This is a genomic window from Palaeococcus ferrophilus DSM 13482, from assembly GCF_000966265.1.
GTDB lineage: Archaea > Methanobacteriota_B > Thermococci > Thermococcales > Thermococcaceae > Palaeococcus > Palaeococcus ferrophilus.
This window is the reverse complement of sequence record NZ_LANF01000015.1, coordinates 1-23,618: the sequence shown is the minus strand read 5'-3', so window position 1 is coordinate 23,618 and position 23,618 is coordinate 1. Positions and strand designations below refer to the sequence as shown.

Annotated in this window: 34 protein-coding genes and 2 tRNA genes; 11 read left to right on the top strand and 25 right to left on the bottom strand. The window is 54.0% G+C overall.

The window, feature by feature from the left end; all coding sequences use genetic code 11:
* Positions 1 to 103 precede the first annotated feature (103 nt).
* Positions 104 to 511: a hypothetical protein gene (locus PFER_RS08625; protein ID WP_048151233.1), complete on the top strand. Its 408-nt coding sequence runs from the start codon at positions 104 to 106 to the stop codon at positions 509 to 511.
* A gap of 13 nt (positions 512 to 524) precedes the next feature.
* Here the strand turns inward: PFER_RS08625 and PFER_RS08620 are convergent, their stop codons facing one another.
* From PFER_RS08620 to PFER_RS08595, 6 genes are read right to left on the bottom strand one after another with little or no spacing between them, the layout of a single operon-like run.
* Positions 525 to 1,043, bottom strand: coding sequence for a hypothetical protein (locus tag PFER_RS08620; protein ID WP_048151229.1), 519 nt, complete (start codon positions 1,041 to 1,043; stop codon positions 525 to 527).
* On the bottom strand, positions 1,040 to 1,234 hold the full coding sequence (locus PFER_RS08615) for a hypothetical protein (RefSeq protein ID WP_048151228.1): 195 nt from the start codon (positions 1,232 to 1,234) through the stop codon (positions 1,040 to 1,042). Before PFER_RS08615 ends, PFER_RS08620 begins: the two co-directional genes overlap by 4 nt.
* The gene (locus PFER_RS08610; RefSeq protein WP_048151226.1) at positions 1,231 to 1,440 is read right to left on the bottom strand and encodes a hypothetical protein; all 210 of its coding nucleotides are present in this window, start codon (positions 1,438 to 1,440) and stop codon (positions 1,231 to 1,233) included. The genes PFER_RS08615 and PFER_RS08610 overlap by 4 nt, the downstream gene beginning before the upstream one ends.
* Before the next feature lie 14 nt (positions 1,441 to 1,454).
* On the bottom strand, positions 1,455 to 1,907 hold the full coding sequence (locus PFER_RS08605) for a hypothetical protein (RefSeq protein ID WP_048151224.1): 453 nt from the start codon (positions 1,905 to 1,907) through the stop codon (positions 1,455 to 1,457).
* On the bottom strand, positions 1,904 to 2,128 hold the full coding sequence (locus PFER_RS08600; protein ID WP_048151222.1) for a hypothetical protein: 225 nt from the start codon (positions 2,126 to 2,128) through the stop codon (positions 1,904 to 1,906). Before PFER_RS08600 ends, PFER_RS08605 begins: the two co-directional genes overlap by 4 nt.
* Positions 2,129 to 2,734, bottom strand: a complete 606-nt coding sequence (locus tag PFER_RS08595) for a hypothetical protein (RefSeq protein WP_048151219.1) — start codon at positions 2,732 to 2,734, stop codon at positions 2,129 to 2,131.
* 171 nt (positions 2,735 to 2,905) lie between these two features.
* Between PFER_RS08595 and PFER_RS12050 the strand changes: the two genes are divergently transcribed.
* The 3 genes from PFER_RS12050 to PFER_RS08585 all read left to right on the top strand — a co-directional run bounded on the left by PFER_RS12050 (position 2,906) and on the right by PFER_RS08585 (position 3,649).
* Positions 2,906 to 3,067, top strand: a complete 162-nt coding sequence (locus PFER_RS12050) for an AbrB/MazE/SpoVT family DNA-binding domain-containing protein (RefSeq protein WP_084593944.1) — start codon at positions 2,906 to 2,908, stop codon at positions 3,065 to 3,067.
* Between the two features lie 64 nt (positions 3,068 to 3,131).
* Positions 3,132 to 3,446, top strand: coding sequence for a hypothetical protein (locus PFER_RS08590; RefSeq protein WP_048151217.1), 315 nt, complete (start codon positions 3,132 to 3,134; stop codon positions 3,444 to 3,446).
* On the top strand, positions 3,443 to 3,649 hold the full coding sequence (locus tag PFER_RS08585) for a hypothetical protein (RefSeq protein WP_048151215.1): 207 nt from the start codon (positions 3,443 to 3,445) through the stop codon (positions 3,647 to 3,649). Before PFER_RS08590 ends, PFER_RS08585 begins: the two co-directional genes overlap by 4 nt.
* Before the next feature lie 34 nt (positions 3,650 to 3,683).
* Here the strand turns inward: PFER_RS08585 and PFER_RS08580 are convergent, their stop codons facing one another.
* From PFER_RS08580 to PFER_RS08570, 4 genes are all read right to left on the bottom strand, one after another.
* Positions 3,684 to 3,968: a hypothetical protein gene (locus tag PFER_RS08580; RefSeq protein WP_048151213.1), complete on the bottom strand. Its 285-nt coding sequence runs from the start codon at positions 3,966 to 3,968 to the stop codon at positions 3,684 to 3,686.
* A 6-nt stretch (positions 3,969 to 3,974) separates the two neighbouring features.
* Positions 3,975 to 4,142 (bottom strand): hypothetical protein, encoded by a 168-nt coding sequence (locus tag PFER_RS12200; protein ID WP_157255170.1) that lies wholly within the window; start codon positions 4,140 to 4,142, stop codon positions 3,975 to 3,977.
* A gap of 81 nt (positions 4,143 to 4,223) precedes the next feature.
* Positions 4,224 to 4,436 (bottom strand): hypothetical protein, encoded by a 213-nt coding sequence (locus tag PFER_RS08575; RefSeq protein ID WP_048151211.1) that lies wholly within the window; start codon positions 4,434 to 4,436, stop codon positions 4,224 to 4,226.
* Positions 4,433 to 4,771, bottom strand: coding sequence for a hypothetical protein (locus tag PFER_RS08570; protein WP_048151209.1), 339 nt, complete (start codon positions 4,769 to 4,771; stop codon positions 4,433 to 4,435). Before PFER_RS08570 ends, PFER_RS08575 begins: the two co-directional genes overlap by 4 nt.
* Positions 4,772 to 5,156: 385 nt before the next feature.
* Here PFER_RS08570 and PFER_RS08565 point away from each other — a divergent pair.
* A tRNA-Ala gene (locus tag PFER_RS08565) sits at positions 5,157 to 5,234 on the top strand.
* Between the two features lie 11 nt (positions 5,235 to 5,245).
* A tRNA-Val gene (locus PFER_RS08560) sits at positions 5,246 to 5,323 on the top strand.
* A 386-nt stretch (positions 5,324 to 5,709) separates the two neighbouring features.
* Here PFER_RS08560 and PFER_RS08555 read toward each other — a convergent pair.
* The gene (locus PFER_RS08555) at positions 5,710 to 6,174 is read right to left on the bottom strand and encodes a signal peptidase I (RefSeq protein WP_048151207.1); all 465 of its coding nucleotides are present in this window, start codon (positions 6,172 to 6,174) and stop codon (positions 5,710 to 5,712) included.
* Positions 6,159 to 6,701 (bottom strand): DUF531 domain-containing protein, encoded by a 543-nt coding sequence (locus PFER_RS08550; protein WP_048151205.1) that lies wholly within the window; start codon positions 6,699 to 6,701, stop codon positions 6,159 to 6,161. Before PFER_RS08550 ends, PFER_RS08555 begins: the two co-directional genes overlap by 16 nt.
* Before the next feature lie 98 nt (positions 6,702 to 6,799).
* On the opposite strand from PFER_RS08550, the gene PFER_RS08545 reads away from it, so the two are divergent.
* The 3 genes from PFER_RS08545 to PFER_RS08535 all read left to right on the top strand — a co-directional run bounded on the left by PFER_RS08545 (position 6,800) and on the right by PFER_RS08535 (position 8,555).
* Positions 6,800 to 7,084 (top strand): hypothetical protein, encoded by a 285-nt coding sequence (locus tag PFER_RS08545; RefSeq protein WP_048151203.1) that lies wholly within the window; start codon positions 6,800 to 6,802, stop codon positions 7,082 to 7,084.
* Positions 7,085 to 7,232: 148 nt separating this feature from the next.
* Positions 7,233 to 7,745: a transcription factor E gene (tfe, locus tag PFER_RS08540; protein ID WP_048151200.1), complete on the top strand. Its 513-nt coding sequence runs from the start codon at positions 7,233 to 7,235 to the stop codon at positions 7,743 to 7,745.
* A gap of 81 nt (positions 7,746 to 7,826) precedes the next feature.
* Complete coding sequence (locus PFER_RS08535; RefSeq protein WP_048151198.1) at positions 7,827 to 8,555, top strand: DUF2110 family protein; 729 nt, start codon at positions 7,827 to 7,829, stop codon at positions 8,553 to 8,555.
* Here the strand turns inward: PFER_RS08535 and PFER_RS08530 are convergent.
* The 5 genes from PFER_RS08530 to PFER_RS08515 form a co-directional block, all read right to left on the bottom strand.
* Positions 8,530 to 9,603: a hypothetical protein gene (locus PFER_RS08530; protein WP_048151197.1), complete on the bottom strand. Its 1,074-nt coding sequence runs from the start codon at positions 9,601 to 9,603 to the stop codon at positions 8,530 to 8,532. The two genes, PFER_RS08535 and PFER_RS08530, sit on opposite strands and share 26 nt — an antisense overlap.
* Positions 9,604 to 9,647: 44 nt before the next feature.
* Positions 9,648 to 10,859 (bottom strand): hypothetical protein, encoded by a 1,212-nt coding sequence (locus tag PFER_RS08525; protein ID WP_084593943.1) that lies wholly within the window; start codon positions 10,857 to 10,859, stop codon positions 9,648 to 9,650.
* On the bottom strand, positions 10,759 to 11,283 hold the full coding sequence (locus PFER_RS12045; RefSeq protein WP_084593942.1) for a hypothetical protein: 525 nt from the start codon (positions 11,281 to 11,283) through the stop codon (positions 10,759 to 10,761). The genes PFER_RS08525 and PFER_RS12045 overlap by 101 nt, the downstream gene beginning before the upstream one ends.
* A 45-nt stretch (positions 11,284 to 11,328) precedes the next feature.
* Positions 11,329 to 13,299 carry a S8 family serine peptidase gene (locus PFER_RS08520; protein WP_048151195.1) on the bottom strand — a complete coding sequence of 657 codons (1,971 nt, stop codon included), beginning with the start codon at positions 13,297 to 13,299 and terminating at the stop codon, positions 11,329 to 11,331.
* Positions 13,300 to 13,518: 219 nt separating this feature from the next.
* A complete protein-coding gene (locus PFER_RS08515) occupies positions 13,519 to 15,048 on the bottom strand; it encodes an NAD(P)/FAD-dependent oxidoreductase (RefSeq protein WP_084593945.1) in 1,530 nt (509 codons plus the stop codon).
* A gap of 102 nt (positions 15,049 to 15,150) precedes the next feature.
* Between PFER_RS08515 and PFER_RS08510 the strand changes: the two genes are divergently transcribed.
* Positions 15,151 to 17,115, top strand: coding sequence for a DUF460 domain-containing protein (locus tag PFER_RS08510; RefSeq protein WP_048151193.1), 1,965 nt, complete (start codon positions 15,151 to 15,153; stop codon positions 17,113 to 17,115).
* A 1-nt stretch (position 17,116) separates the two neighbouring features.
* Here the strand turns inward: PFER_RS08510 and PFER_RS08505 are convergent, their stop codons facing one another.
* From PFER_RS08505 to PFER_RS08495, 3 genes are all read right to left on the bottom strand, one after another.
* On the bottom strand, positions 17,117 to 17,956 hold the full coding sequence (locus PFER_RS08505) for a radical SAM protein (RefSeq protein WP_048151191.1): 840 nt from the start codon (positions 17,954 to 17,956) through the stop codon (positions 17,117 to 17,119).
* A 65-nt stretch (positions 17,957 to 18,021) separates the two neighbouring features.
* A complete protein-coding gene (locus tag PFER_RS08500) occupies positions 18,022 to 18,771 on the bottom strand; it encodes a lipoate--protein ligase family protein (RefSeq protein WP_048151189.1) in 750 nt (249 codons plus the stop codon).
* Positions 18,772 to 18,776: 5 nt separating this feature from the next.
* Positions 18,777 to 19,130: a hypothetical protein gene (locus tag PFER_RS08495; protein WP_048151187.1), complete on the bottom strand. Its 354-nt coding sequence runs from the start codon at positions 19,128 to 19,130 to the stop codon at positions 18,777 to 18,779.
* A 156-nt stretch (positions 19,131 to 19,286) separates the two neighbouring features.
* On the opposite strand from PFER_RS08495, the gene PFER_RS08490 reads away from it, so the two are divergent.
* On the top strand, positions 19,287 to 20,147 hold the full coding sequence (locus PFER_RS08490) for a cation diffusion facilitator family transporter (RefSeq protein WP_048151185.1): 861 nt from the start codon (positions 19,287 to 19,289) through the stop codon (positions 20,145 to 20,147).
* On the opposite strand, the gene PFER_RS08485 is transcribed toward PFER_RS08490, so the two are convergent.
* From PFER_RS08485 to PFER_RS08465, 5 genes are all read right to left on the bottom strand, one after another.
* On the bottom strand, positions 20,137 to 20,439 hold the full coding sequence (locus tag PFER_RS08485; protein WP_211255084.1) for a type II toxin-antitoxin system PemK/MazF family toxin: 303 nt from the start codon (positions 20,437 to 20,439) through the stop codon (positions 20,137 to 20,139). The two genes, PFER_RS08490 and PFER_RS08485, sit on opposite strands and share 11 nt — an antisense overlap.
* A 63-nt stretch (positions 20,440 to 20,502) precedes the next feature.
* Positions 20,503 to 20,745, bottom strand: coding sequence for a ribbon-helix-helix domain-containing protein (locus PFER_RS08480; protein WP_048151182.1), 243 nt, complete (start codon positions 20,743 to 20,745; stop codon positions 20,503 to 20,505).
* A gap of 33 nt (positions 20,746 to 20,778) precedes the next feature.
* Complete coding sequence (gene mfnA, locus PFER_RS08475) at positions 20,779 to 21,933, bottom strand: tyrosine decarboxylase MfnA (RefSeq protein WP_048151180.1); 1,155 nt, start codon at positions 21,931 to 21,933, stop codon at positions 20,779 to 20,781.
* A 34-nt stretch (positions 21,934 to 21,967) separates the two neighbouring features.
* Positions 21,968 to 23,149 (bottom strand): cation:proton antiporter, encoded by a 1,182-nt coding sequence (locus tag PFER_RS08470; RefSeq protein ID WP_048151179.1) that lies wholly within the window; start codon positions 23,147 to 23,149, stop codon positions 21,968 to 21,970.
* Positions 23,146 to 23,388, bottom strand: a complete 243-nt coding sequence (locus PFER_RS08465; protein WP_048151178.1) for a TIGR00304 family membrane protein — start codon at positions 23,386 to 23,388, stop codon at positions 23,146 to 23,148. Before PFER_RS08465 ends, PFER_RS08470 begins: the two co-directional genes overlap by 4 nt.
* Positions 23,389 to 23,618: the final 230 nt, after the last annotated feature.

Genomic DNA, 23,618 nt, shown 5'->3' with positions numbered 1-23,618 from the left:
ATGCTCCCGAGCATAAAGCCGAAGAGGAAGAACACCCAGTCCATAACTCATCACCTCCGAAAGGGTTAAGTCCGCAAAAACCGAAAGAGCGTCAGGTGGTAGAATGGCCGAAAGTGATCTCGAGAAGGATGTTGAGGAGATCCTGAATATGGCGGACAAAGAGGTGGAGAAGGCTTCCAATGAAAATTCTGATATAGCGATTAAACAGCTTGAGGTTGTTATCAATGGCATTGAGCGCGTCGTTGATAAGTATCTGGAATATAAGAAGAGTATGTTTCCACTGGAGAGGGACCTTGAGCTGAGGAAACACCGGGACTGGATAAATGTTGCGCTCGGAGTAACTGTTTTGATTGGTGGCGTCCTCTTCATAATATCCCTTTTGTCCCTGAAGCAAGTGCTGAGCAGTGAAGGGGTTTCCTTCCTCTTGGGCACGATAGTTGGATACTTGTTTAGCACGCTGACGATGGTGATAAACGGCCTGTTGAAGCCTGAAAAGTCGGAAAAGAAGTAGCCGTCCATTCTCTTCACCTCTCCATTAACCTCTTCAAGAACCTGTGGACCATCTCGCCGTGGTTGTATCGTGCGGCCTTGTCGAGCGGTAAGAGAACTATCTTCCTCCCGTCGGCGAGTTTTCTCCTCACGGCGAGGCCTCTCTCGACCTTCCAGACGAGCCACTTCACCCGCGTCTTGACCACGTAGAAGACGGGAACGCCGAGGTAGTTGCCGAGGTCCTCGAGGAAGGTGTACTGTGGTTCATCAAAGATAGCGTACTCGTTGTCTTCTTGGAGCTGGTGGCGGTTTTTGACTTCGAGGAGCGCTATCGGAAGGCCGTTCTTGAAGTCCCAGATGAGCATGTCCACATCAAAAACGCCGATCCTTGTGATGCCGTACTTTTCTTTTGCTTCTTGAACGAGGTCTGAGAACTCTTCGTGTGCGGCAAAACCGTGGAGATGGTTGAAGATGGCGCTTATGGTCCTTCTCCTCATTCTCCGTAGATCCCTGTTGGTTGTGATTAGGTTCCGCCTGTCGCCGTCGCTGGTCATTCGGTATCCCTCCTTTCTGGACGGAGCATGGTCGTGATTTCGTACCGGTAAGGTAGAACGCTGCCAACGTGTGCCTGCGAGCGGAGATAGTTTAGAAGTAGCTCATCGGAACCGAAGATCGTCACTCCGTCATACTCCCAGCACTTTGTAGTCTCGTTGAACCGATACCTAAAAACCACCCATTCCGTCATGCTACCACCACCGCGTTGGGGAATTTCTCTTTCGCGAGGTTCACGTGCTTGTTTGGCACTTTAAGCGTGAGTTTTACCGTGTTCTCTTCCGTTTCGATGCTTACGACCTCGACGGGGGTTATTTTCCTGAGGTCTTCAATGGTTTCAAGTGCGTTCTTAACCTTGCTCAATTCGAGTAGGTTCACGTATTCAATCACGAGTGCCATTCCAAACCACCACCTTAGAGCTCGGTTTCTTCGACAGTTTCACCAACTCGATAGCGGTAGAGCCAGACACGGTCCTCAAACCGCACAGGAACCCTTTCCGAGCCACACTCACGGTGAAGGATCCATAAAACAAAGAAAATCAGCACTCCACCCTCCTCGCCGCCGAAGGCAATGTAGTGGTACGCGTAGTTGTTGCAACTCCAGCCCGCGTGGAACTCGCGCCGTGGAAGGTACACTATGAGTTTTTTCCTCCGCTTCCCCACCACGCGGAGGAGCCCGCCATCCGGACGCATGCCCTTGTACTTCTTCCACTCCACTAGCATTCTGTCATCCCATTCCAGAACTCTGAGGGCGGGGAGTTCTGGAATAACGCGCCTGAGCGCCTCAAACTCCTCCCTGGTGAGGAATTTTCGGCGGTTTGGTTTTACTGGGGGTCTTGTTAGGGTGGATTCATGGGATAAGGTCATGCTCTCACCACATGGTGTTTGATGGGAGAATTCTTAGGGTGTGAAGCTGTTTTCTCCCGTTTCGGGAGATTTCTCCAGTTGCTGGCGGGGATGAATTCCCTGTACAGGTCGGCGGGGTAGAGTAGACAGTCCTCGTCTAGGACCCACTCGGCTTCCCTGAGCTTCTTCATGGCCTCCTCGAGGGGAAGTCCCCTCAACTCAAACACCGAGACGACGCGCATTCAGACCACCTCAAAACGAACGTTCTTGACGACGACCTCCAGAACAATCCGAACACGAGACCCATTCCTCAAAACAAGCTCAACAGAAGGCTCTGAGTCCTCATCTTCCTCAGAATCGTGGTTGTGAGTTGAAGGAACTGTTCTATGGTTTTCATGCTCATCTAGCCATCTTGCATAGAACTCTAAGTCAAGAATAGGGAATCTCTCGGAGAGTTCTTCGGCAGTTTCCTCATTCTCTATGACCTCTATCGCCTGATAATACAGATCTGGTTTGAGTCTGATTAGTTCCTCGTCCTCTTCGCAAAGAGTTCTTATGACCATCATTCCAGAACCGTCTACCGTCGTTGGAGCGTAGCCGTATTTGTTGATTAAGTAATGCCGAACTCTTCCTAGAGGTGTCCATTCGTTGCTGTTCTGAACGAAGAACCAGATGATTCTTGCTCCAATCAGGGTGAGGCCATCCTTAACACGGCGAGGATACTCTCTGGCGTCTATGGGACGTATAATCTGCTTTTTTCGCATAACCTCGTTAAAAACTAAAGTTCGCAAAGCCTTCACAACCGTCGAGTCCACATCTGGAAAGGTGTTCCAGTCCTTCCATTCCATTGGTATCACCTGCCAAATATTGCTCAAATTTGCCAAATATTGGCAAGATATATATACTTTCTGGTGAGTTCTGCCGTCTTCCGTTCAAGAACATGGTAAAATATGGCAATATATGGCAGGAAAAGGTAAGGTTTATATGCAAATCTGACAAATGATGATTGGGGGGTTCACATGAGTGAGCGTAGTCTTGCAAGAATTCCGGTCAAATTAGATAAATTTGGGAGAGTACTTATCCCTGCCAGCATAAGAAGTTCGATTGGTGCAAAAGAGGGGGACACACTCATCATCGAGATCATTGAAGTCAAAAAAGCAAAGTCTTCTAACAAGTCTTGAGGTTGTTCCTGTGGAGGGTTAGGTTTTTTAGGTGGTTTTCTTTATGTTTTATTGTGGTGGTTGTATGGTTGGGGATACGGTGGTTCAGCTTTCGCTGGGTCAGCTTATTGGGATTATTGTTTCGACTATTGGGGTTGTTTTGGTTCCGCTTTTAGTGTTCTTGTGGAGGGTTGTTGAGTCTAGGAATCAGCAGCTTTATGGTGATCTTCGAGAGATTCGAGGTGATATCAAGGATATAAGGAAGACGATGAGTGATGTGTCTGAGAGAATAACTAGGGTTGAGAGTCGTTTGGACTCGCTTCCGACTGAGTTTAATCGGAATCTTGTGGAGTTTGAGAATGCTCTTCTTAAGCAAATGATTGGGGGTGAGTCCCGTTGACTGAGTTGACTCCTGAGGAGATTTATCGGCGTAGGGAGTTGACTACAAAGCTTCAGGCGGGTACTATTACCAGGGAGGAGGCTGTTGAGCTTGCGAGGATTTTGGAGAAAGAGAAGAAGATTGCTGAAGAGCAGAAGGATTTTAATGCTCTACTCGCGATAATATTTTTTCTGGGTTTGCTTTATGCTCTGAGTAAGAAGTAGGAGGCGTTAGTTTGGTTTTTTTCGGGTTTTTTCTTTAGGTTTGCATTTCGTCTTTTATTGTGTCGTAGCTGATTTTGAAGAGTGCGGCTCCGGAGAATAGGAGTGGCCATCGGCCGAGGTCGTTGATGACGTTTTGTGGCCATCCGAAGATTCCGTAGCTTATGAGGAGGAGTGAGGCCATTAGGGTGTTGGAGGTTAGGAAGTAGGTGGCTACGGTTTTTAGGGGGATTTGGCGGAGGGTGGTTTTTTGGTGGGTTTTGTGGAGTGCGAGAAGGAGGATTGCGATTAGGCCGGATGTGCTGATCCAGTCGAATTGCAAGGGGGTTCACCTTGGGGTGGGGGTGTTCTTTTTGTCTTCGTTGTCGGTTGATGTTATGAGGATTCCGAGGATGGCGCCTATTATGGCTCCGGGTGCTCCGGCGAGGATTCCGCCGAGTATTCCTCCGCCGATCATTCCTGCGAAGATTTCGTCTTCTTTTTTCCTGGTGCTCATGGTTCTTCCCCTACGTTGGATTTTAGCGTTGTTCCTAAAAAGTTTGTCGGTTGGGGGTTGTTCTGGTGGAGGGTTGAGGTTTTATTGTTTTTTGTTTAGGTACATTGAGATGAGTGCGAGGAGGAGGAATATTGCGACGAGTGCCGCGAAGTCGCGTTCTTCTTCGGCGATTTTCTTTTCTTTTTCAAGGATTTCTATGAGTTCTTGAGCTTCTTCGGGGGTGAGTGTTCCTTTTTGGAGTTTTTCGGTGAGTTCTCTTCTTCTTTGGACTTCTTCGGGTGTTAGTTTAGTCATTGTTCTCGGCCTCCTTGAATTTGTCTTTTCTCAAAGTCTGCGAGTTCTTTTTGGATTAGGGTCATAAGTTGTTGGGGTAGGTCTTGGAGGTTTTGTTCTACTTTGGCGGTTCTTTCTTTTAGGTCTCTTATGTCTTGGTCTATGTCTTTGAGGTGTTGGTCTATGGAGTCAAAGCGTTTTTCGATTCTGTCGAAGCGTTTTTCGAAGTCGGTGTTTATTTTGTCTTCTGCCACTCCGATTCTGCTGTATATGTTCATTAGGAGTTGGAGGAAGTGTATTGTGACTCCGACTGTTACGCCTGCTACTATGTACCCGACCCAGTACTCAAGGTTCATTAGATTCACCAAGGTTGTTTAAGATGAACATTATTAATAAAGTTGTATTCTCAAATAAAGTTGTTTCTCATGAGGGAGGAGGCTAAGGATTGAGGGTTGTTCTGGCGATGGGTTTTTAACCGTAAAATTTATAAAGTCATTTGAGGTGGTGTTATTGTCGTCGGCGGAGGAAGCCGGTGGTGTACGTACACGGGGAAGTGCTGTGGGGGAGGCTCGCAAACGGCCTCGGCGGATCCGGAGGAGGGTGAACCTCACTCTGGACGCACACGTGTGGACACTTGCTAAGGAAAGATGGCCGAATGTGAGCCGTGTGGTCGAAAGCCTCCTTCGTGTGGCTTTGGACATTGATTCAAGGCCTATAGAGGATGTGGTGAGGAAATCGGGTGGGCCGGTAGCTCAGCCTGGTATGAGCGCCGCCTTGGCAAGGCGGAGGCCCCGGGTTCAAATCCCGGCCGGTCCACCACACTTTGGGCTGGGCCCGTGGTCTAGACTGGTTATGACGTCGCCTTGACACGGCGGAGGTCCGGGGTTCGAATCCCCGCGGGCCCACCAGTACAGCCCTTTCTTACGAAAGCGCTGGCGGAAGAGGAGTATGAGATTCTAACAAGCAAGTTTTTAAGCGGGTTTACTCCCTAACCTGCTGATTTGGCAGGATTTCCTCACAGTATAGTGCCCAAGGGCACTAAAAAGAAAGTTCGAAATCACAATTTGCGAATGAGTTTAGAGAGTAAACCCGCATGGAGTTGCCTCCAGAGCGAGCATACGCCCCTCCAACAAGCTAGTTAAAAAAAGAAGGGAGAGTTTTTTGGTCAAGCTTTTCTAAAAAGCTTGCAGAGCAAAGTTTCATTGGTCAAGCTTTTTCTAAAAAGCCTGCTGGGCAAAGTTTCTTTCACCCTCATTTAGGGGAAGGGCCGATACAATAGGGAAAAATCAAAAACTCAACCCATGCCCAGCTTCTCCTTTATCTCCATCGGAATGTAGCCGATTTTGGGGAACACCATGAGGGCCTTGGCCTCCACCGCGCTGGCGGGCACGCAGTCTATCTCCCCCGCGGGCGTTGGGTAGAAGTCGTGGATGAAGTTGTTGTCGCCCTGTATTACGAAGCACCTCTCCCCGTTGTACTCCTCTATACCCCTGACGCGGTGGATTATGGGGTACTTCGTGTAGGGGCGGTTGTAAACGACAACGTCGCCGATTTCAACCTCTTCAGGCTTCACGCCCTTCAGGAGAACCACGTCACCCCTGTAGAAAACGGGTTCCATGGAACCACTCACGACTATCACGAGGGGGGAATCCGTGTGGAGCGCGAACTTAAGCCCGGTGTGGAACGCGAAAACAACCACGAGGGCCACCACAAAGAAAGCGACCGTTTCCTTAAGCTCCTTCTTCATTTTTTCGTCCATTTCAACGCCTCCATCAGGGTTTTAATCTTCGTGGGGATGGCGCCGATGGCGGTGCACGTCTCAAAGCTCACGCCCCTGCCGTCGGTTATGTCGAGGTGATAGTCAGCCATCTTAAATATCTCTTTCGGTAGGCCGTGGCGTCCAAGCCCAACCACCAGCATGAAGCTCTCTCCCCTCAGGGCCCTGCGGGCGAGCTCAAGTGAGTCAATGCTCTTAGATGCCCCCGGTTTCCTCGTGGTGGCTATTATCCGTCCAAACTGGGGTGGAAAGCCTTTTTTTGGAAACTCGAGGAGATGGAAGCGGTTGTTCCTTGCCAGCTCAACGAGGTACCTCCCGCCTTCGCCTATGGTAGTGTTCTTCGCGGTTTCCTCCGCCACGTCGAGGGGCTTCCCGGAGAGTGGAAAGCCAATCAGCGCCAGATGAAAGCCGAAGGCGTATGCCACGGGAGCCGCCCGCGCGATCGCCCTCAGGTGGGCCTCGTGAAGCCTTTTGGGATCGTACGAGTTGTAGAGTGCCAGCGTCAGCATGTTAACATCACAGGGTAAAATTAAAAAGAAAAGGCTTAAAAGTTTTTAATCCCATATGGATAAACAACCGGAGCAGCATACCCTTGGAGGTGGAGCACTTGGAAATCATCATTGACAAGTTCAAGCCAAAGGTCACGCGTCCATTCAAGAGAAAGAACGAGTTCTGGGTCAAGCTCATTGATGAGAATGAGGGAGAGTTCATAATGAAGTTTAAAACCCCTCTCGAGGCGGAGGATGCCATATACGGCCTTCTGGATCTTCAGGTTTACGGTGGAAAAGTTAAGCTCAGCGTTAAGGAGGGCAACGTTATAGAGAAGCTCGAGATTCTTGAGCTCTACAAGCCCTCCGCCAAGGAGCTCGTCGAGGAGTACTTCACCGATTGATGTTCTTTTTTGTACATTACACCACTTTTTGCAACAAAAACCTATATATATCTGGTTGGTCATAGATACTAATTGAAACGCACTCTACTGGCAGAGTCGCGCGATAATAATCTTCTAAGGGTACAATAGGGAGTGTGGAGGTTTCACCATGGCAAAAAGGAAAATGCGAAAGGCGTTCATTGAGCTCGTGCAGGGCATGGGTGGCGATGAGGCAGTTGAGGTAGTCAAGGCTCTCGAAAAGAAAAAGGAGGCCACCGATGAGGAGCTTGCGGAGGCCACCGGGATTCGGGTAAACACCGTGAGGAAAGTCCTCTACATGCTCTACGACCAGAAGCTCGCCGACTTCAAGAGGCTGAGGGACAAGGAGACCGGATGGTATTACTACTACTGGCGTCTCGAGATGAAGCGTCTCCCCGAAGTCCTCAGGGCCAAGAAGATGGAGGAGCTCAAAACCCTCAAGCGCATGCTCGAGGAGGAGACAGGGGAGATATACTACACCTGCGGGACACCGGGGCACCCGAAGCTGACCTTCGACGAGGCCATGGAGTACGAGTTCCAGTGCCCGATATGCGGGGCCATGCTCACGGAATACGACAATCGAGAGATCGTGGAAGAGCTCAAGAGAAGAATAGCCGAGCTTGAGAAAGAGCTCGGGCTTTGAAACTCTTCTGGAATCTTAAACCAACAGCTTTATAAGGCCTCTTCTCCACCCCAACCCATCGAATGGAAGGGGTGTGCGACCATGGAAGTTGTTATTCTTGAGAAGGTTTACGGAGACAGGAGCGGTTTTAGGAAGCTTGACAAAAAGCTCAGCGCCCTTATCGGCGACCTTGAGGTTGATTGGAAGCTCTCCATCACGGAGAAGCAGTGGGTGAAGGTCTCACTCAGCGGCGAGGACGAGGAGGTGAGCGCGAACCTCGTGAGGCAGGAGTTTGGAGAGGTTCCCTACAGGCTCAGGGCGATTGAGGAAGGAGAGACCTACCGGGGACGCTTCACGGACCTTGGAAAGGTCGGCTACGGCGTTTACGTTGATATTGGAATTTTCTCCCCGCGCCCGAAGGACGCCCTCATGCCCCTCTACTACCTGAAAGAGACCTTTGGGGACAAAGCGGTCAGGAAGATGATAAGGGACTTCGGGTGGGTGGACAACCTCCCCGTGGAAGTGAGGGTCGAGAAGGTAGAGTTCGGGGCGAGGGAAGTTGAGGTTCACTTCTCCGACAGGCAGCTCAAGAGGATAAGGCGCTGGATAACCGACGGCCACGACAAGCTCTTCATCGCGGGAACCATCAGCGAGCGCGTGGAGGAAGCCCTGCTCAAAACGGGCCACTCAAGGGACGTGGTAAGGATGGAGGAGCTCGGCCTCATGGAGACTCTCCTCATACTCAAGAAGGACACGCAGGCACCGGGCATCATCAAGGCCATAGGCCCCTACCTGAAGCCAGCGGTCATTGGGGCCGTGAAGTTCGACTAGGGAGGAGCACGAGCCTCAGGGCGAAGGTAGAGAGCACAAGGGCCAGAGGGAGGAACGGAAGCTCGAGGATGAGGTATAATAGGCCGAATAGGAGCGTGGCCCATCCAAGGAACCATGTCTGGCCAACTCCTCCCCTTCTTCCTATGCCCATCCTATGGGCCTCCCCCAATCCATAGATGAGGAGGGAGAGGGGAACGGCACACTCTTTTAGCGGAACTTCCGGGACGGCGGTTCTCCACATCGGAAGGGGCAGGCCGAAGAAGTGGTTTTCAATAAGGAGGAATGCGGTAGTGAGGAGCAGATAGAGGTAGTTGCGCCTGTAGCCCTTGGGATAGGTTATTATGAACGCCACCGGAACTAGAAGGGCCGCGGGGGATAGGAGAGCTGTGGCCGCGGTAAGTGCCGCGAAAACAACCACCTCAAAAACCGCCACGCCCCTGTTCTTCACGAAGGTGAAGTTCAATCCAACGGCCAGGAGGAGTTTGAAGAGAAGGAGGAGGAAGAGCGAGCTGGAAAGCGTTGAAATGGAGGCCCTTACGTAGGGCACAGAGAAGAACATGCCGAAGAGGACAAAACCCATCTCCCTGGAAGGTTTCGGGACGAGAAAGAACATCAGGGAAGCGACGAGGAATATGATATAGGAGTGCAGGAAGAGCAGGGAAACGTCATCAAACCCGAAGAAAGCGACCCACGGGTAAAGGATGTAGGCGAGGGGCTCGCGTGGGTAAACGCCCGATTGAATGCGGAGGGCCTCGGAGACGGGGCCATTCACGAAGGAGGGAGAAACCGAGAGGGCATCCCACCCGTTGAGGAACCACATGACCAGAAGGAGCGTCGTGAGGATATAAAGGGCCCGCGCGTATGAGCTATCGCCGATGAGGCCTAGGAATAGGAGGAGAGTGGCCGTAAAAAGAAGAGCGTAGCTTAAGAAGTGTTCGGAATCCACGGGGAGGGTGGAAGGGTCGGGTAGGGCCATCCCGGAGTTCAGGAGATAGGCCGCGGAGAAGAGCAAAACCGCTAGGGTGATTGTAAACGTACGACCCTTCATGCACCCACCGCCGGAATTATGGGAATAAAGGCATAAAACCCTTTCTATCGGCGCCTTCCAACCACGAGGAGGATGAGTGCGAGGGCGAGTAGGACCGGGAGCGCGACGTGTTCCACATTGAGAGCTCCCTCCGCCGGTGAAAAGCCCTTCATCGGTATTGCCTCCACCATCAACGGATTCTCCGAGGGGTAAACCAGCAGGACACCATCGAAGCCCTCCGTGGAAGTGGCGTTCTCAACTTTGCCCACGAAGCTGGAGTCCCTTATCAGCAGGAAGGTCGCGTTCTGGAGCCTCAACGTGTCCCCATCACGCTCAACTTCGGGAACCTCCGCGTAGAGGGTCTTCCTCAAAAAGTTACGTCCCTTCTCATAGATTTCGTTTTCAACTCCCGCGTATTCGAGCGCCTGGAGAACGAGGGAGGTGCTCCTCAACCCGGGGGAGGAGTCTCTGTTGTAGCCAAAACCGCCGTTGGGCCGCTGGTAATCCTCAAGTATCGCCAGCGTTTCGTTAAACTCCGCCATATTAAAATCGTGGAAGACCATGAGGGCGTAGGCGTAGTAGTACGTGGGGTATCCCTCCGTGAGGTTCCGGGCCAGGTAGTCCAAAGCCCCCTCCGGGACGCTCTCGTTGAGGGAGTGAAAAACCCACGCCACGTAGGCCGTGTTGTAAAAGTCGCCCCAGTCGCTTTCCCTGAGGAGTGAAACCTCATGGGAGTAGTCCTGCCCGAGGCTGGCCTTAACCCTCGCAACCTCCGCCACCATCCAGGGAAGGAGGGTGCTCTCGTTGACGTTCAAATCCGGTTTGACACCGCACTCCATTAGGTAGCGGGCGAACACAACCTTCTCCACGTCCGTGCGCGGGGAAATCCTGTCCACGTACCTGCAGGCTATTGGCCTCATCTCCTCAAACCCCCTCACGCTGGCCACATCGAGGAGCTCAACGGTGTTGTATCTCTTAACCCCCCAGAAGCCAAAGGCCCCCCTGGACTTCAGAGCGTTGTAGTATCTCTCCGAACGGGAGGCGAAGAGTGCCAGCGCGTTTCCTACCGGCGTTTTGAAGGTTCCGTTAACGTCCACCTCCTCTCCGAGGTAGGCGAGGGCGAAGTATCTGTAGGCTTCATCCTCACCTTCAAGCTTAAGAGTCCTTATGCCGTCCCTATCCCCCCAGGACCAGAAGGCGGAAGAGCTCCTCCACGTCGTTCTCGCCCCTCTTTCCCCTGAGCCATTTCTCGCCCCTCTCAAGCGCGGGCTCCACATTTATCTCACCCGATTCAGCGTACTCCCTCAGGGCCAGGAGGGAAAGGGCCGTGTCGGTTACGTCCCCAAAGGAGCCATCGTCGCCCTGGGTGTAGAGGAGCCAGTACGCGGCCGCGTTGATGTCCCCCTCATAGAGGCCGCGGGCAAGGTTTTCACACCTCATCAGCGCCATCAGCGAGAGGGCCGTGAACTTCGCGGAGGGGGCCGAGAAGGCAGTTTCGCCCCATGAACCGTCGTCCTTCCTCAGCAGGTCAAGCCACTCGCAGGCGCCCAAAGCGTCAGCGTAGTGGCCGCTCTCGTAGAGAGATATGGCGGAAAAAGCGGTGTACGGCACGGAGGGCGTGAAGACGTAGGGCACCTCCTCGGAGAGGACAGGAGTGAAAAGAGAGGATATGAGCAGGATGATTATAACAATCCTCTTCACTTCAACCACCCCAAAGGAAAAAGGGAGGGAAGAAGAAAAGCTTTTTCATCCGTAGTAGACCTTCGCATCGAGCTGGTAACTGGCCCAGCCGTAGGTGTTGTAGGCGTAGACGAGGAACGTCCAGTCTCCTGGGGCAGGGTTTGCATATTCAACGTGCTCGTTGCTGTTGTAGCTCTCTGAGCGGTCAACGATGTTGCCGTTGGGGTCGTAGAGGTAGAGGTCGAGGTCATGTGAGCTCGTGTCGAAGGTAAGGTCTCCCGTTATCTTGGTGGCGCCGCTGTTGACGGTCATGGTGAAGCTGTCACTGGTATCGTAGTAGTCGTGGACGTAGCCGGTGAAGGTCTTCTCATCAACCGTGGGCTGGGTTCCTCCGCCGCCGCTTGAGCCGGTTCCGTCTATTACGACGTCAACGTTGTAGTTAGCGCTTCCGGAGTAGCTGACCACCTTAACCTTCCAGGTTCCGGGGGCCGGGTTGTAGTAGCCCACCTTTTCAAAGCCGTAGTAGGCAGTGTAGGAGTAGTCCACCTGGTTGCCGTTGGGGTCGTAGAGGTAGAGGTCTATGTCACTTCCGCTGTTGTCCCAGTAGAGGGTGGCCGTGACGTAGGAGGCGCTGTCTATGGTGAAGGTGTGTTCCTGGGAGCCCTTGTCGGCAACGTAGCCTGAGAAGGTGAGCTTCTGGAGGGAATCGTATTTGTAGGCCTCGTAGGCGTTGACCCTACCGGCACCGTAGGCTATGTCCGCTATCTCGCTCGGCTTGACGACATCTGCGGTCTCTATGAGGGCCGTCTTCACAGTATCGGGCGTCCAGCTCGGGTGGGCCTGGAGGAGGAGGGCGGCGATACCGGCGACGTGCGGGGTGGCCATTGACGTTCCCGAGGCGGAGGTGTAGTAGTCGTTTACGGGACTTCCCATGCTCGTTCCGCTGGCGCGGGCGGCCACTATGTTAACACCGGGGGCAACGACCTCGGGCTTGAGTCTTCCGTCGGCTGTGGGCCCCCTCGAGGAGAAGCTCGCTATGGTGTCGCTGTCGTCAACGGCACCAACGGTGATGACCTTCGAGGCGGCCGCGGGCGAGCCTATGGTCTTCGTGTTGGGCCCCTCGTTTCCAGCGGCGACACAAACAACTATCCCCGCGTCCCAGGCGTTGTTGACGGCCTGGCTGAGGGAGTCCGTTCCGTCGGAGCTTCCGGCACCACCGAGGCTCATGTTTATAACCCTTATTCCGTACTTGTCCTTGTTCTGGACGACCCAGTCAACGCCGGCTATGATGTCACTAACGCTTCCGCTACCATCGGCGCCAAGAACCTTCACACCAACGAGCTTGGCACCCGGAGCAACGCCCTTGTACTTGCCGTTGCTCGCGGCACCGGTTCCCGCTATTATTCCAGCCACGTGGGTTCCGTGCCCCTGGTCGTCGTAAGCGTAGGTTTTCCCGTTAACGACATCGTACCACCCCACAATCTTGCCCTTGAGGTCGGGGTGGTTCCCGTCTATTCCCGTGTCAATAACGGCGACAGTTATTCCCGTTCCGTCGTAGCCGAGGCTCCACATTGTGGTGGCGCTCACCTGACCGGTGGAGTAGTCGAGGGCGATCCTAACCTTAAAGTCGTCCTCCATGTACGCTAACCCCTCGATCTTGGGAGCTAATCCAAGGCTCTGGAGGAGCATGTCGAGCTTTCCGGGGGCGGCGAGCTTCTTGACGTCCTTGACCTTGAGTTTGACGGCAAAGCCCGGGATGATCCTGTACTCGTACTTGATTTCACCGAGCTTTTCGAGAACTTTTCTCGCCTTCGGCATGTATGAGTAGTCTTTCAGAACGACTATGGTGCTTATTTCAGCGTCGTCTGGAAGGCTCTGCAGCTTCGCGTAGAGCTGAGGCTTGGCCTTCCCGTAGGTTTTCTCTAGGGTATTGTACGTCACAACCCTATTCTTGGCCATTTCAGGTCCTGCGAGGGTCGTTCCAAACATCAAACCAACCAGCAGCAGTGCGAGTATTACACCAGTCCTGCCTTTCATTATCCATCACCTCATTAAAGAGAGCACCCATGTATATGGATGCTCATAAAAGAGACCAAAAAAACATATATAAATTTTATGGTTTCGTGGTGATATCCACTATTAAAAAAATTTACAATATTCCCCCAAAAATGAACCGTGTATCCCACATAATTGGGCAGAGGCTGAAGATTAAGTAATGAAACTCCCAGGGATATGGAAAAAATGCAAATGTGCGAGTCACTCCAGCGACTCTATCTCAGCCCTCCAGTTGCCCCTCTTCCGGAACTCCGAGCCCGAGTAGATGCCCTCCTTGATGAGTATCCCCCTAGCCGCGAGTATTCCAGTGGCCGCGGCATTGGTTATGTCCCTGCTCAAGCCAGCGCCGTCTCCAGCCGCGAAAATACCCTCGATGCTCGTTTCGAGGTTTTCATCCACCTCCGCCCTCATGGCGTAGTACTTAATCTCCGGCGCGTAGAGGAGGGTGTAATCGCTCGCAACGCCCGGTATAACACGGTCGAGCTTTTCGAGGCCTTCTATGATGTTAGTAACTACGCGGTGCGGGAGAGCCATCGCTATATCCCCAGGTGTGACGTGCTTGAGTGTAGGATCCACATCGCTCTTCTTTATCCTGCTCCACGTGCTCCTCCTCCCCCTCCTGAGATCGCCGAGGCGCTGGAGGATGGGCTTACCTCCCCCTATGGTCGTTGCAAGCTGTGCTATGCTCCTCCCGTAGGCGGTGGTGTCCTCAACGGGCTCCGTCAGCTCTATACGCGAGAGAAAGGCGAAGTTGGTGTTGTTGCTCTTTCTATCGCGCATGGAGTGGCCATTAACCCCAACGTAGGACTCGTACTTCTCCTCAACGACGAAGCCGTTCGGGTTGGTGCAGAAAGTCCTCACGAAGTCGTCGTAGGTGTCCGTGTAGATGTGGAACTTGGGATCATGGTTTATGTTCGTTATCTCCTCCATTATTATAGCAGGGACTTCAACGCGGACGCCAACGTCAATGGGGCCGTGTCTGGCCCTGAGGCCTATCTTTTCCGCCACATCGTGGAACCATGATGCACCGCCACGCCCGGGGGCGACGATTATGTATCGGGCGTTTATCTTAAAGGTGTCATTGCCGCGCCTTGCTATGATCTCCCCCTTCCTGAATTCCTCCACCCTCGTCCAGAGGAGGAACTCGACGCCTTTCTCCTCAAGATAGCGTTTTATGCTCCCAATAACTTCCGGCGTGTGGTCACTCCCTATGTGACGCTGGATGATGGGGATGAACTTAACCCCTGCCTGGGCCGCCCTGCGTTCCCACTCCCTGAGCTGGTCAGGGTTTCCTTTGAAGACGTTCCTTGGAGCACCGTGGCGGAGAAGTATCTGATCAACCTCCCATATGAGCTGCCATGCGTAGTTCTCATCTCCTGTCAGTTCGCTCAAATCACCACCAATGTCCGGACGAAGGTTTACTGTACCGTCGCTTAGGCCGCCTGCTCCTCCAACGCCGCTCATTATATGGCACGGCTTGCAGCCGACGCAGTAGCCAAGCTCCTCCATAGGGCAGACGCGCTTGTCTACCTCGCCCCCCTCGTCAACCACGAGAACCCTAAAATCGCCTTTTTCTGCCAGCTCGTAGGCCGCGAAAAGACCAGCCGGGCCGGCTCCTATAATCACAACGTCGTATGCCTTCTCGTTGTAGAACGCGTTCACGATTTCCCTTACTAAAGTCTTCGATGGGAAGTATATAAATTTTGTGGAAAACGGCCAAAAAATTAACATTGAAATGTTCAAATTTTGGGTATGGTATGGAATAGATTACCTCAAAAACGGCAAAAGACAACCTTTTAAAAGGGACGGGAGAAGCTATCCACAGGAGAGGTGGTGCCTATTCTCATCCTTGGCGTGGATGTAATCAGCGAGAACCCAAAGCGCTTCGCGGTGGTGGCGTGGTTCAACGGCAGGGTGGAGAAAAAAGGTGAGTTCACGGCCTACAGGTTAATCCGCTTCATCCGCGCCAAGAGGCCAGATATTGTGGCCTTTGACAACATATACGAGCTCGGGAGCGAGGCGGAGGTGAGGAGGTTCATACGCTCGCTCCCGGAGGGGACGAAGCTCGTCCAGGTTACCGGGAGACCCGGCGAACAGCGCCCCCTGCTTAGCCTGGCGAAGGAGCACGGCATAAGAGTGGCCGACAGGTTCGACCCCTACGAAGAGGCAAAGGCATGCGCCCTCCTTGCCTCTAAAGGTGTTGGTCACGAGGTCATAGCCTTTGAAGAGGAAACGAGGGTTGTTGTTGCGCGCGGAAGGAGCCAGGGAAAGGGCGGATGGAGCCAGGACCGCTACAGAAGGAGAGTTCACAACCTCGTGCAGGCGAAGGTGAGGAACATTGAGGAGGCCCTCAGGCGCTCAGGGGTTCCCTTCGACCTCGAGGTGGAGGAGAAGGACTATGGCCTGCAGCGCGGGGAGTTCAGGGTGTACGCCGGGAGGGAAGAGCTCGCTGGGATAGTCAAGCCCATGAGCGGGGGGGACGTTGAGGTGAGGGTTCTCCCGGTTGAGAGGGAGAAGTTCGACTTCGCGCCCCTGAGCGGGGAGGTCATCGCGGAGAGGAGGAAGAACGTTATCGTGGGCATTGACCCCGGCATAACCGTGGGGATCGGGGCAATAGACCTCAGGGGGAAAGTTGTGGCGGTTCACAGCGAGAGGAACATGGGTGTTGGGGACATCTTCAGGTTCATAAGCGACGTTGGGCACCCCGTGGTGGTGGCCACGGACGTCTCCCCGGCACCGGGGCTCGTCGAGAAGATAGCGAGCTCATTCAAGGCAATACTCTTCGTTCCAAGGGAGAGCCTGCGCGTGGAGGAGAAGAACGAGATAATAAAATCCCTTGGGGTTGAGGTTGACGACGACCACCAAAGGGACGCACTGGCGGCCGCCTACAAAGCATACCTCCGCTTCAAGCCAAAGCTCGACCACGTGGATGCCCGACTCAGGGAACTCGGGCTGCAGAGGAAGGAGAACGAGGTGAAGGCGCTCGTGCTCCAGGGCTACAACCTCGGTGAGGCCATCACGAAGGTCACCGTAAAGGAGAGGCCCCGCGAAGAGCCCGAGAGCGGCGGCGAGGAAAAGGTGGACGTTGAACCCTTCATCAAACGCATCCGCGAGCTTGAGAGAAGCCTTGAGCTCCTCGAGCAGGAGAACAGGGAGCTGAAGAAGATAATAGCCGAACAGAGAAAGACAATCGGAAGGCTGGAGCGCCGGCTCGTGGACTACGACGACGAGATAAGGGCGCGCGTGCTGAGGGAGAGAGAACTCGAAGCAAAGCTGAAGAGGATAGCGGAGCTGGAGAGGGAACTCAGGGAGGCGAAGGCCGTAATAGAGCGCCTTGGAAAAGACCTCGTGCTCGCGAAGAGGATGCACCTCATGGAGCTCCGCGGAAGCGCGGTCCCGCTTAAGGTTCTCGAAAACCTCACGTGGCGCGACCTGGAGGAGCTGGAGAGGGGAGCTGGCCTCAAGAAGGGCGACGTGGTGTACGTCGTCAACCCCGCCGGCGCCGGACGGAGCATAGCGGAGCACCTCGTGGAGAGAAGGATAAGAGCGGTGGTGTGCGACAAGGAACTCCCCAACCTCGTGTACGAAACGCTCAGGGAGGCGAAGATTCCCGTGGTGGATGTTGAGGTCAAGAGGGTTGATGACTTCGCCATAGCCGACAGGGAGGAGCTCGAGAGGGCGATAGAGGAGAAGATAAAGGAGTGGGAAGAGGAGGACAGGCAGAGGGAGCTCGAGAAGTTCATGAAGGTCGTGGAGGAGTACAAAATAGAGCGCCTGAAGGAGCTGAGGGGGGAGTAGCTCACATCACGCAGCACTCGTAGAGTATCTCAACGTCCCTGACGGTTTTCGCCCACTCGATGACCTTTCTCGGCGGGTTGGTTATCCTGTCAACACCGGCTAAAATCGCCCCCCTGTCGAATTCAAGCCTCCATCTACCAAGGGGCCGCATGCAGCCTATGCTGAGCTCCCCTTCGAAGCGCTCCCTCGCGTAGCGCACAACTTTAAGGCTCTCCTCAACGGAAGGAGCTGAAATCCCCTCCATCTCCGTCCCCTTCGTCGGTATGAGGACGTCAAGAACCAGAACGTCTATGGGGTACTGAACGAGGGCATCTATGGCCCTGTACTCCCAGTGAACCCTCCCAAAGTCGAGGCCTATCGTGATGTGGGGTGCAATCCTCACCCCTGCCTCCGTCAGAAGGTCGAGGATTCTGAGGTAGTCATCAACGGTCTTGTCTATCTTATAAACGCGCCTTATCACGTCGTCATCGCCAACGAAGTCGAGGGAAACTGCATCAACCCACTTCACCCACTCCAAATCGTTCTCGTCAATGAAACCGACGTGGGCGTTGAGCCTCAAGCCCGTCCTCCGCTTTATCTCCCTTATCTCGTCCGCGTAGAAGTCGAGGGGAACCTTTAATCGCCCATCCATACCGCCGCTCAAAAGACAGCCGGTGTAACCTTCCCTCTCAAGGTTGAGGCAGTAGTCCAGAAGCTCCCTTCCGCTTGGTTTCCTCATGCCCTCGAGGTAGTGCCTCCCGCAGTGGGCGCAGTTCAGCGCGCAGGCGTTCCCGGTGAGCGAGATTGAGGGGAATTTGATGCCCGGAATGTAGATTTTGAGCTTTCTCTTTTCTTTAGACATTTGAATCACCTGTTACTTTGGGGGTCGTAGGGGGCCCTCTAGTTGGAGAAAGGGAAAGGGAGCGCTCACTTCATGCGGTTCCACTCGTCCCTCGCGTACCTCTCCTCGAGTATCTTCTCCACCAGTGAGAGCTCGTAGTCCGTGAGCTCCCCCTCCTCCAGCGGAAACTCCTCGAAGAACTTCCTCCTGAGGAGGTCGTAGGCCTCCATCATCGTAATCGTTACCCCCTCGCGCTCGAGCGTTGTTACCCTCTCCCAGATGCTCCCGATTCCCTTGTCCTTCAGCTTCTCCTTCGACACCTTGAGGACGGAGGATAATATGTCAAGCCTCGTGCGGTACATGAACGTCCCGTGCTGGAGGATTACACCCTTCCTCCTCGTCTGTGCCGAGCCGCTTATCTTCCGGCCGTTGGCAACGATGTCGTTCAGGCCGGAGAACTCCGCCTTGAGCCCGAGCTCCCTAAGGGCCTCCACGAGCGGTGAAGCCAGGAGGCGGTAGCTCTTATGGATATCCTTAAGTTCAGGATGAAGCTCCTCGCCGACGACCACCGAATACGTTACCTCCCCGTACTCGTCGTGGAAGACGCTCCCGCCACCGGTTATGCGCCTCACCACTGGAATTCCCAGCTCCTCCGCCCTCTCGAGGTCAACGTCGTGCTCGACACTCTGGAACCTTCCAATGGTTATGGAACTTGGCTTGAAGACGTAGAGCCTCACAGTGTCCTCAACCTTACCCTCCATCCGGGCGCGCATTATGGCCTCATCTATGGCCATCTGTATCTCCGGCCTCGAAACGATGAGGGGGATGAAGCGCATGAAAATCACTTCTCCACGCTGGCTTCTATCTCCTCAACTTCCTCCGCGACGCTCTCCTCTTCCTCATCGAGGAGGAACTGCTCCTCAAGCCTCTCCTCCATGCTTATCTTCATGCGCTCCTTCATGGTTATCTTCTCGGCCTCTGCTACCATGTTGAGGAGCACCGCCGCGAGCCTCGCCGCCGTTTCCGTCCTCATTGATGCCTTCGCCTCAACGTCCTCGTTGTGTATAACCATGCTAACGTTGGCGGGTCTGAACTGCCCCCTGTTGTTCACGTAAGCGTCCCAGAGGCTCAGGGAGATGTACTTGTCCTTTGAGCCCATGTAAATCCTTATCGAATACCTCGGCTTGTTCGCCATAATACCACCTCAGATTAAATGGAACGGACCAAATAAAAGACTTTTGTGTTAACCGGAAGATAACCTTAAAAGCTTCCCCGCCAACTCCATTCTGCCCGATGAAGAGTTCAGCCTTACCTGAGTTGTGATGAGGGAGTGACGGACTGAGGGTTTGCCATGGAAGGGGTTTACAGGCCCATCATCCTTAGCATATTTGGAAACGTTCTCCTGGCAGGAGTTAAGGTAGGGGTGGGCCTCCTCTACTCGAGCATAGCCCTGATTTCTGACGGTGTCCACTCCCTCTCGGATACGATAACGAGCGTCATAGGCTACGTCGGCCTGAAAATCTCCTCCAAACCTGCAGATAAGGGGCATCCCTTCGGCCACTCACGCTTCGAATCGCTCTTCGCCTTTTTCATAGGCCTCGCCCTCCTTCTCGTCGCCTACGAGATAGCGCGGGACGCTATAGGGCGCATAGGGAGGGGCCTCTCGATAGAGGTAAACGCGGTGATGCTCTCCGTGACGCTCCTTTCAATCCTCTCAAAGGAGGCCATGGCGCGTTATTCGCTCTCCGTGGGGAAGAGGCTTGGAAACCAGATACTGGTTGCGGACGCCCACCACCACCGGAGCGACGCTTTATCTTCAGTGGCGGTGCTCGTAGGACTTATTCTCCAGAGGGCGGGCTTCAATTACGGAGATGCTCTGGCCGGTTTGGTTGTGGCGCTATTGGTGGCGAAGGCGGCCGTGGAGATAACCCTCACCAACGTGAACTACCTCACGGGAACCTCTCCCCCCTTTGAGGTCTGCGAGAGGATAAAGGAGGTTGCCCTGGGTGTTGAAGGAGTTCAGGGCGTCCACGATTTGAGAGCGCACTACGTCGGTCCAAGGCTCCACGTGGAGCTGCACATCGAAATACCGCCGGAGATGACGCTTAAAGAGGCCCACGACGTCAGCGAGGAGGTAAAGAGAAGGATTGAAGGGATGGAAGAGGTCGAGACCGCCTTCGTCCACGTGGACATAAAGGGCGTTACTGAGTGAGGTCGAGCACATTCATAAGGTTTTCATAGACCTCGGCGAGCTTTCCCTCCCGCAGGAGGCCAATTCTCTTGATGACCATCCTTTTGTTGACCGAGAAGATCACGTAGGGCTTGACGATGCTAGGTATTATGGGCCTTGTTCCGGGATACCTGTCAAGGTCTTCGTCCACTACAAGGACGTTGAGTTCTTTAAAACCGCTTTTCAGGTTGGAGGTTATCTGGGCAACTATAAGTGAGTTGCTCTTCCTGTTGAAGCTCTCGCTTGAAAGGACAAGGGCCGGCCTAGTCTTCACTTTCTAAAGGTCGTTGAAGGGAAACGGCAGGAGGATTACCTCTCCCCTTTTGAAGGGCCCTCCTCAGTAGGAGTCCCAGAAGCTGTCTTCCTCACTCTCCCAGTCCTCCTTGAGGACGTCCTCGACGGCCTTCAGCCTCCACCTTTCCTCGTCCGTGAGCTCCTTCCTGAGCTCCCTGATGTAGTACCTTATCGCCTCCTTTATCAGGTCGCTCCTGTTGCTGAAGAGGCCCTCTTTAACGAGCGAGTCTATCTCCTCGGCAAGCTTCGGGGGCAGTCTTACAGAAACCTTCACACCCGTTGTCACTGTCTCACCTATGGGTCAATTTGTCGGACAACTTTAAAGCCTTTTTGCAATCTCCCCCAAATCCCTCAAAAACTCCTCCAGATGCTCCCTCTTCACGTGCGGCATGACCACGATCCTGATGTAGCCGCGGTGGGCGCTTATTCCCCAGCCCCGTGCTTTGAGGGCCTCCTCAAGTTCTTCCAGCTTTTCAGAGCCGAAGGAGACGATGTTCAGCACGGGCTCTCTTATTAGGTAAATCCCCGGTATCTTCTTTAGCTCCCCAGCAAACCACCTCGCCAGCTCCATCTTCTCCCTCACGATTTCCTTATAGCCCTCGAAGCCGAGGTGCTTGAGAAGGGCCCAGACGGCTAGAGCATTTGCTCCGGGCCTTGTGCCAGTTATGGTGGCCTGCCACACCTGACCGCCGGCTAAGTAGGGCGCGAGAACGTTTATGGCCTCAACGAAGCGCTTCTCCCTGAAGATTATCCCTCCGGCTGGAATCGGGGCCATCCCCATCTTGTGGGGGTCTATGGTGATGCTCTTCACCCCCCTGAGCCGGAAGTCAAAGTCCGGAACCTCATAACCGAGGGCCCTGGCAAAGGGTATGACGAAACCGCCAAAGGCGGCATCAACGTGGAGCGGAAGGCCGTAGTCAATGGCCAGGTCGCTCAGGGCAGGGATGTCGTCCACCACACCGAGGCCCGTCGTCCCGGCTATTCCAACGATGCCTATAGTGTTGTCGGTGATTTTCGCCTCAACGTCCCTCACGTTGACGGTGTAGTCATCGTTCAGCTCCGCCCAGACGAGTTTGACTCCCAGCAAATCGCTCGCCTTGAGGAAGGAGAAGTGGGCGCTCTCGGGGAGGATGAGCTCGGGATTCTCAACACCGGCGAGGTTCCTAAAGGCCCTGACTGCGAGAATGTTCGCCTCCGTTCCGCCGCTCACTATGTTCCCGTAGCCCCTCTCAAGGGAGAGCAGGTTGGCGAGCATGTTAACGGCCTCTTCCTCTATTTTTCTGCTCCCCGCGTGGAGCCCCGGGTCGCCGAGGTTCCTGTCTATGTAGCGCATCACGATTTTAAGGGCCAAAGGATGGGGATAGGTGCACATAGAACCGAGAATCTTTCCCGAATCGAATGAGAGGTCATCCTTAAGGCGTTCCTCAAGCTCCGCCAGAACTTCCTTCTCGTCCATTCCCTCTGCCGGAATCATTTTCTCACCTGCCAACCCTTAAGCGGGGGGGTGTTTAAGCTTTGCGTTTGACCATCCTCACGTAGAGCTTGAAGAACTGGGGAGTCGTGAGGGCCGTTAACATGGAGACTATGACTATGGAGGCGAATATGAGCTGGTTGATTAGACCGGTGTCCAGGCCGAACTTGAGGATGGCCAGCTCGAGGCTTCCCCTTCCGCCCATGCCGATTCCCACCATCAACGAACGATTCCAGTCAAAGCGGAAGAGCCTCATTCCCAGCGAGCAGCCGAGGAGCTTTCCAAGGACCGCCGCCATGTAAAGGGCCGCTATGAGGGCGAGGCTTATCTCAGAGACCGGCGGGTTGAACACGAGGCCGACGTAGATGAAGAACAGGGGAATGAAGAACTCCGTGAGAACCACCTGGAGTTCCCCTATGAGTTCGTTCAGCTTTATGCGGCTTATTATAAGGGGGTCCTTCCTCTCGCGGAGCCGGCTTATGGTCAGGCCCGCGAGATAGGCCCCGATTATGCGGTTTAGCCCCGCTTCCTCCGCGAGGAGGGCGAGCAGGAAGGTGAGCACGAGCGTGAACGTGAAGAACGTGTTGAGGTCCCTGATGAGGAAGTTTATCCTTCTGGAGCGCTTGAAGACAAGCTCCGAGAAGACGAGAACCGCTACGATGAAAACCACTATCCTGACGGTCAGGAAGAGCATGTCCAACGGGGAGAACGCTCCCCTCGAGAGGGCCGTGATCACGCCTATGAGGTAAACCGCCATGATGTCGTCGGCGAATGCCGCTCCCATGAGTATTGACGAGACGTTCCTGTCAACGCGCTCCCTCATTATGACGCCGCTGGTAACCTCTATGGCCGTGTTCCCAAGGACAGCTCCCACGAAGATGGCCGTCGCGGTGCCGTAGCCGAAGAAAGTGACCGTACCGTAGCCGAACATGAAGGAGAAAGCTACCCCCAGGAAAGCTACAACCGTGGCCTTGAACTTGTTGATCGAGATGGCGGAGAAATTACTTGTTAATCCCGTGTAGAGCATCATCATTATTAGCCCGAACTCCGAGAGAACCTTGAGCTCCTCGCCCGGAACCACTATTCCGAGGACGAAGGGGCCCAGGATAACCCCCGTGAGAACGTGCGCAATAATCGGGTGAATCTCCCTCTTCTCGAACAGCCACTCGAGGCTCTTGGCAAAAACGAGGAGCAGCGAAAGGTCGAGTATGTAGCTCATGAGCCACCCCTACCCAGCAGAGCTCCGATTATCCACAGAACCATGAGGAGAACCGCAAGTACCATCGCGATTATCACGCCCCTCCCCGTGCCGAAGACTATGGGGATTGGGCCTATCATTATCACGCCTCCTCCCTCGACCTCGGCGGTGGAGGCGCTCATGAGTGTCCCGAGGAACACCAGCAGGAAGCCCGTGAATATGAGCACCATCCCAGTTAGCACCAGGACTTCTCCCTTCATGGCCTAAACTTGGAGCAAGGCTTTTTAAAGGTTAACCCGGCGCGGGCCTAAGCATTATGTTTTCAGCATTCTAAGCACATTCCAAATTCGCGGGATAGCTAACCGGAATCCACCAGTGATAATTTCAGACCGAAAACATCACGCCATCACCCTCAGGAGTATCACCACCCTGTGTTGCAAATCGAAGGGTATGTGTGATTTTAATATTCATTTCTTTTATGGCTCAAGAC

Bases quoted from the DNA above. Each gene is read 5' to 3' on its own strand.
- PFER_RS08605 (WP_048151224.1), bottom strand. From the start codon at position 1,907: ATGACCTTATCCCATGAATCCACCCTAACAAGACCCCCAGTAAAACCA.
- PFER_RS08550 (WP_048151205.1), bottom strand. From the start codon at position 6,701: ATGCTGACGCTGGCACTCTACAACTCGTACGATCCCAAAAGGCTTCAC.
- PFER_RS12200 (WP_157255170.1), bottom strand. From the start codon at position 4,142: ATGAGCACCAGGAAAAAAGAAGACGAAATCTTCGCAGGAATGATCGGC.
- PFER_RS08490 (WP_048151185.1), top strand. From the start codon at position 19,287: ATGGAAGGGGTTTACAGGCCCATCATCCTTAGCATATTTGGAAACGTT.
- PFER_RS08495 (WP_048151187.1), bottom strand. From the start codon at position 19,130: ATGGCGAACAAGCCGAGGTATTCGATAAGGATTTACATGGGCTCAAAG.
- PFER_RS08555 (WP_048151207.1), bottom strand. From the start codon at position 6,174: ATGGACGAAAAAATGAAGAAGGAGCTTAAGGAAACGGTCGCTTTCTTT.
- PFER_RS08615 (WP_048151228.1), bottom strand. From the start codon at position 1,234: ATGACGGAATGGGTGGTTTTTAGGTATCGGTTCAACGAGACTACAAAG.
- PFER_RS12050 (WP_084593944.1), top strand. From the start codon at position 2,906: ATGAGTGAGCGTAGTCTTGCAAGAATTCCGGTCAAATTAGATAAATTT.
- PFER_RS08620 (WP_048151229.1), bottom strand. From the start codon at position 1,043: ATGACCAGCGACGGCGACAGGCGGAACCTAATCACAACCAACAGGGAT.
- PFER_RS08465 (WP_048151178.1), bottom strand. From the start codon at position 23,388: ATGAAGGGAGAAGTCCTGGTGCTAACTGGGATGGTGCTCATATTCACG.
- PFER_RS08530 (WP_048151197.1), bottom strand. From the start codon at position 9,603: ATGAAGGGTCGTACGTTTACAATCACCCTAGCGGTTTTGCTCTTCTCC.
- PFER_RS08525 (WP_084593943.1), bottom strand. From the start codon at position 10,859: ATGTGGAGCCCGCGCTTGAGAGGGGCGAGAAATGGCTCAGGGGAAAGA.
- PFER_RS08535 (WP_048151198.1), top strand. From the start codon at position 7,827: ATGGAAGTTGTTATTCTTGAGAAGGTTTACGGAGACAGGAGCGGTTTT.
- PFER_RS08515 (WP_084593945.1), bottom strand. From the start codon at position 15,048: ATGTTAATTTTTTGGCCGTTTTCCACAAAATTTATATACTTCCCATCG.
- PFER_RS08500 (WP_048151189.1), bottom strand. From the start codon at position 18,771: ATGCGCTTCATCCCCCTCATCGTTTCGAGGCCGGAGATACAGATGGCC.
- PFER_RS08610 (WP_048151226.1), bottom strand. From the start codon at position 1,440: ATGGCACTCGTGATTGAATACGTGAACCTACTCGAATTGAGCAAGGTT.
- PFER_RS08575 (WP_048151211.1), bottom strand. From the start codon at position 4,436: ATGACTAAACTAACACCCGAAGAAGTCCAAAGAAGAAGAGAACTCACC.
- PFER_RS08570 (WP_048151209.1), bottom strand. From the start codon at position 4,771: ATGAACCTTGAGTACTGGGTCGGGTACATAGTAGCAGGCGTAACAGTC.
- tfe (WP_048151200.1), top strand. From the start codon at position 7,233: ATGGCAAAAAGGAAAATGCGAAAGGCGTTCATTGAGCTCGTGCAGGGC.
- PFER_RS08625 (WP_048151233.1), top strand. From the start codon at position 104: ATGGCCGAAAGTGATCTCGAGAAGGATGTTGAGGAGATCCTGAATATG.
- mfnA (WP_048151180.1), bottom strand. From the start codon at position 21,933: ATGATTCCGGCAGAGGGAATGGACGAGAAGGAAGTTCTGGCGGAGCTT.
- PFER_RS08520 (WP_048151195.1), bottom strand. From the start codon at position 13,299: ATGAAAGGCAGGACTGGTGTAATACTCGCACTGCTGCTGGTTGGTTTG.
- PFER_RS08590 (WP_048151217.1), top strand. From the start codon at position 3,132: ATGGTTGGGGATACGGTGGTTCAGCTTTCGCTGGGTCAGCTTATTGGG.
- PFER_RS08600 (WP_048151222.1), bottom strand. From the start codon at position 2,128: ATGCGCGTCGTCTCGGTGTTTGAGTTGAGGGGACTTCCCCTCGAGGAG.
- PFER_RS08470 (WP_048151179.1), bottom strand. From the start codon at position 23,149: ATGAGCTACATACTCGACCTTTCGCTGCTCCTCGTTTTTGCCAAGAGC.
- PFER_RS08595 (WP_048151219.1), bottom strand. From the start codon at position 2,734: ATGGAATGGAAGGACTGGAACACCTTTCCAGATGTGGACTCGACGGTT.
- PFER_RS08505 (WP_048151191.1), bottom strand. From the start codon at position 17,956: ATGTCTAAAGAAAAGAGAAAGCTCAAAATCTACATTCCGGGCATCAAA.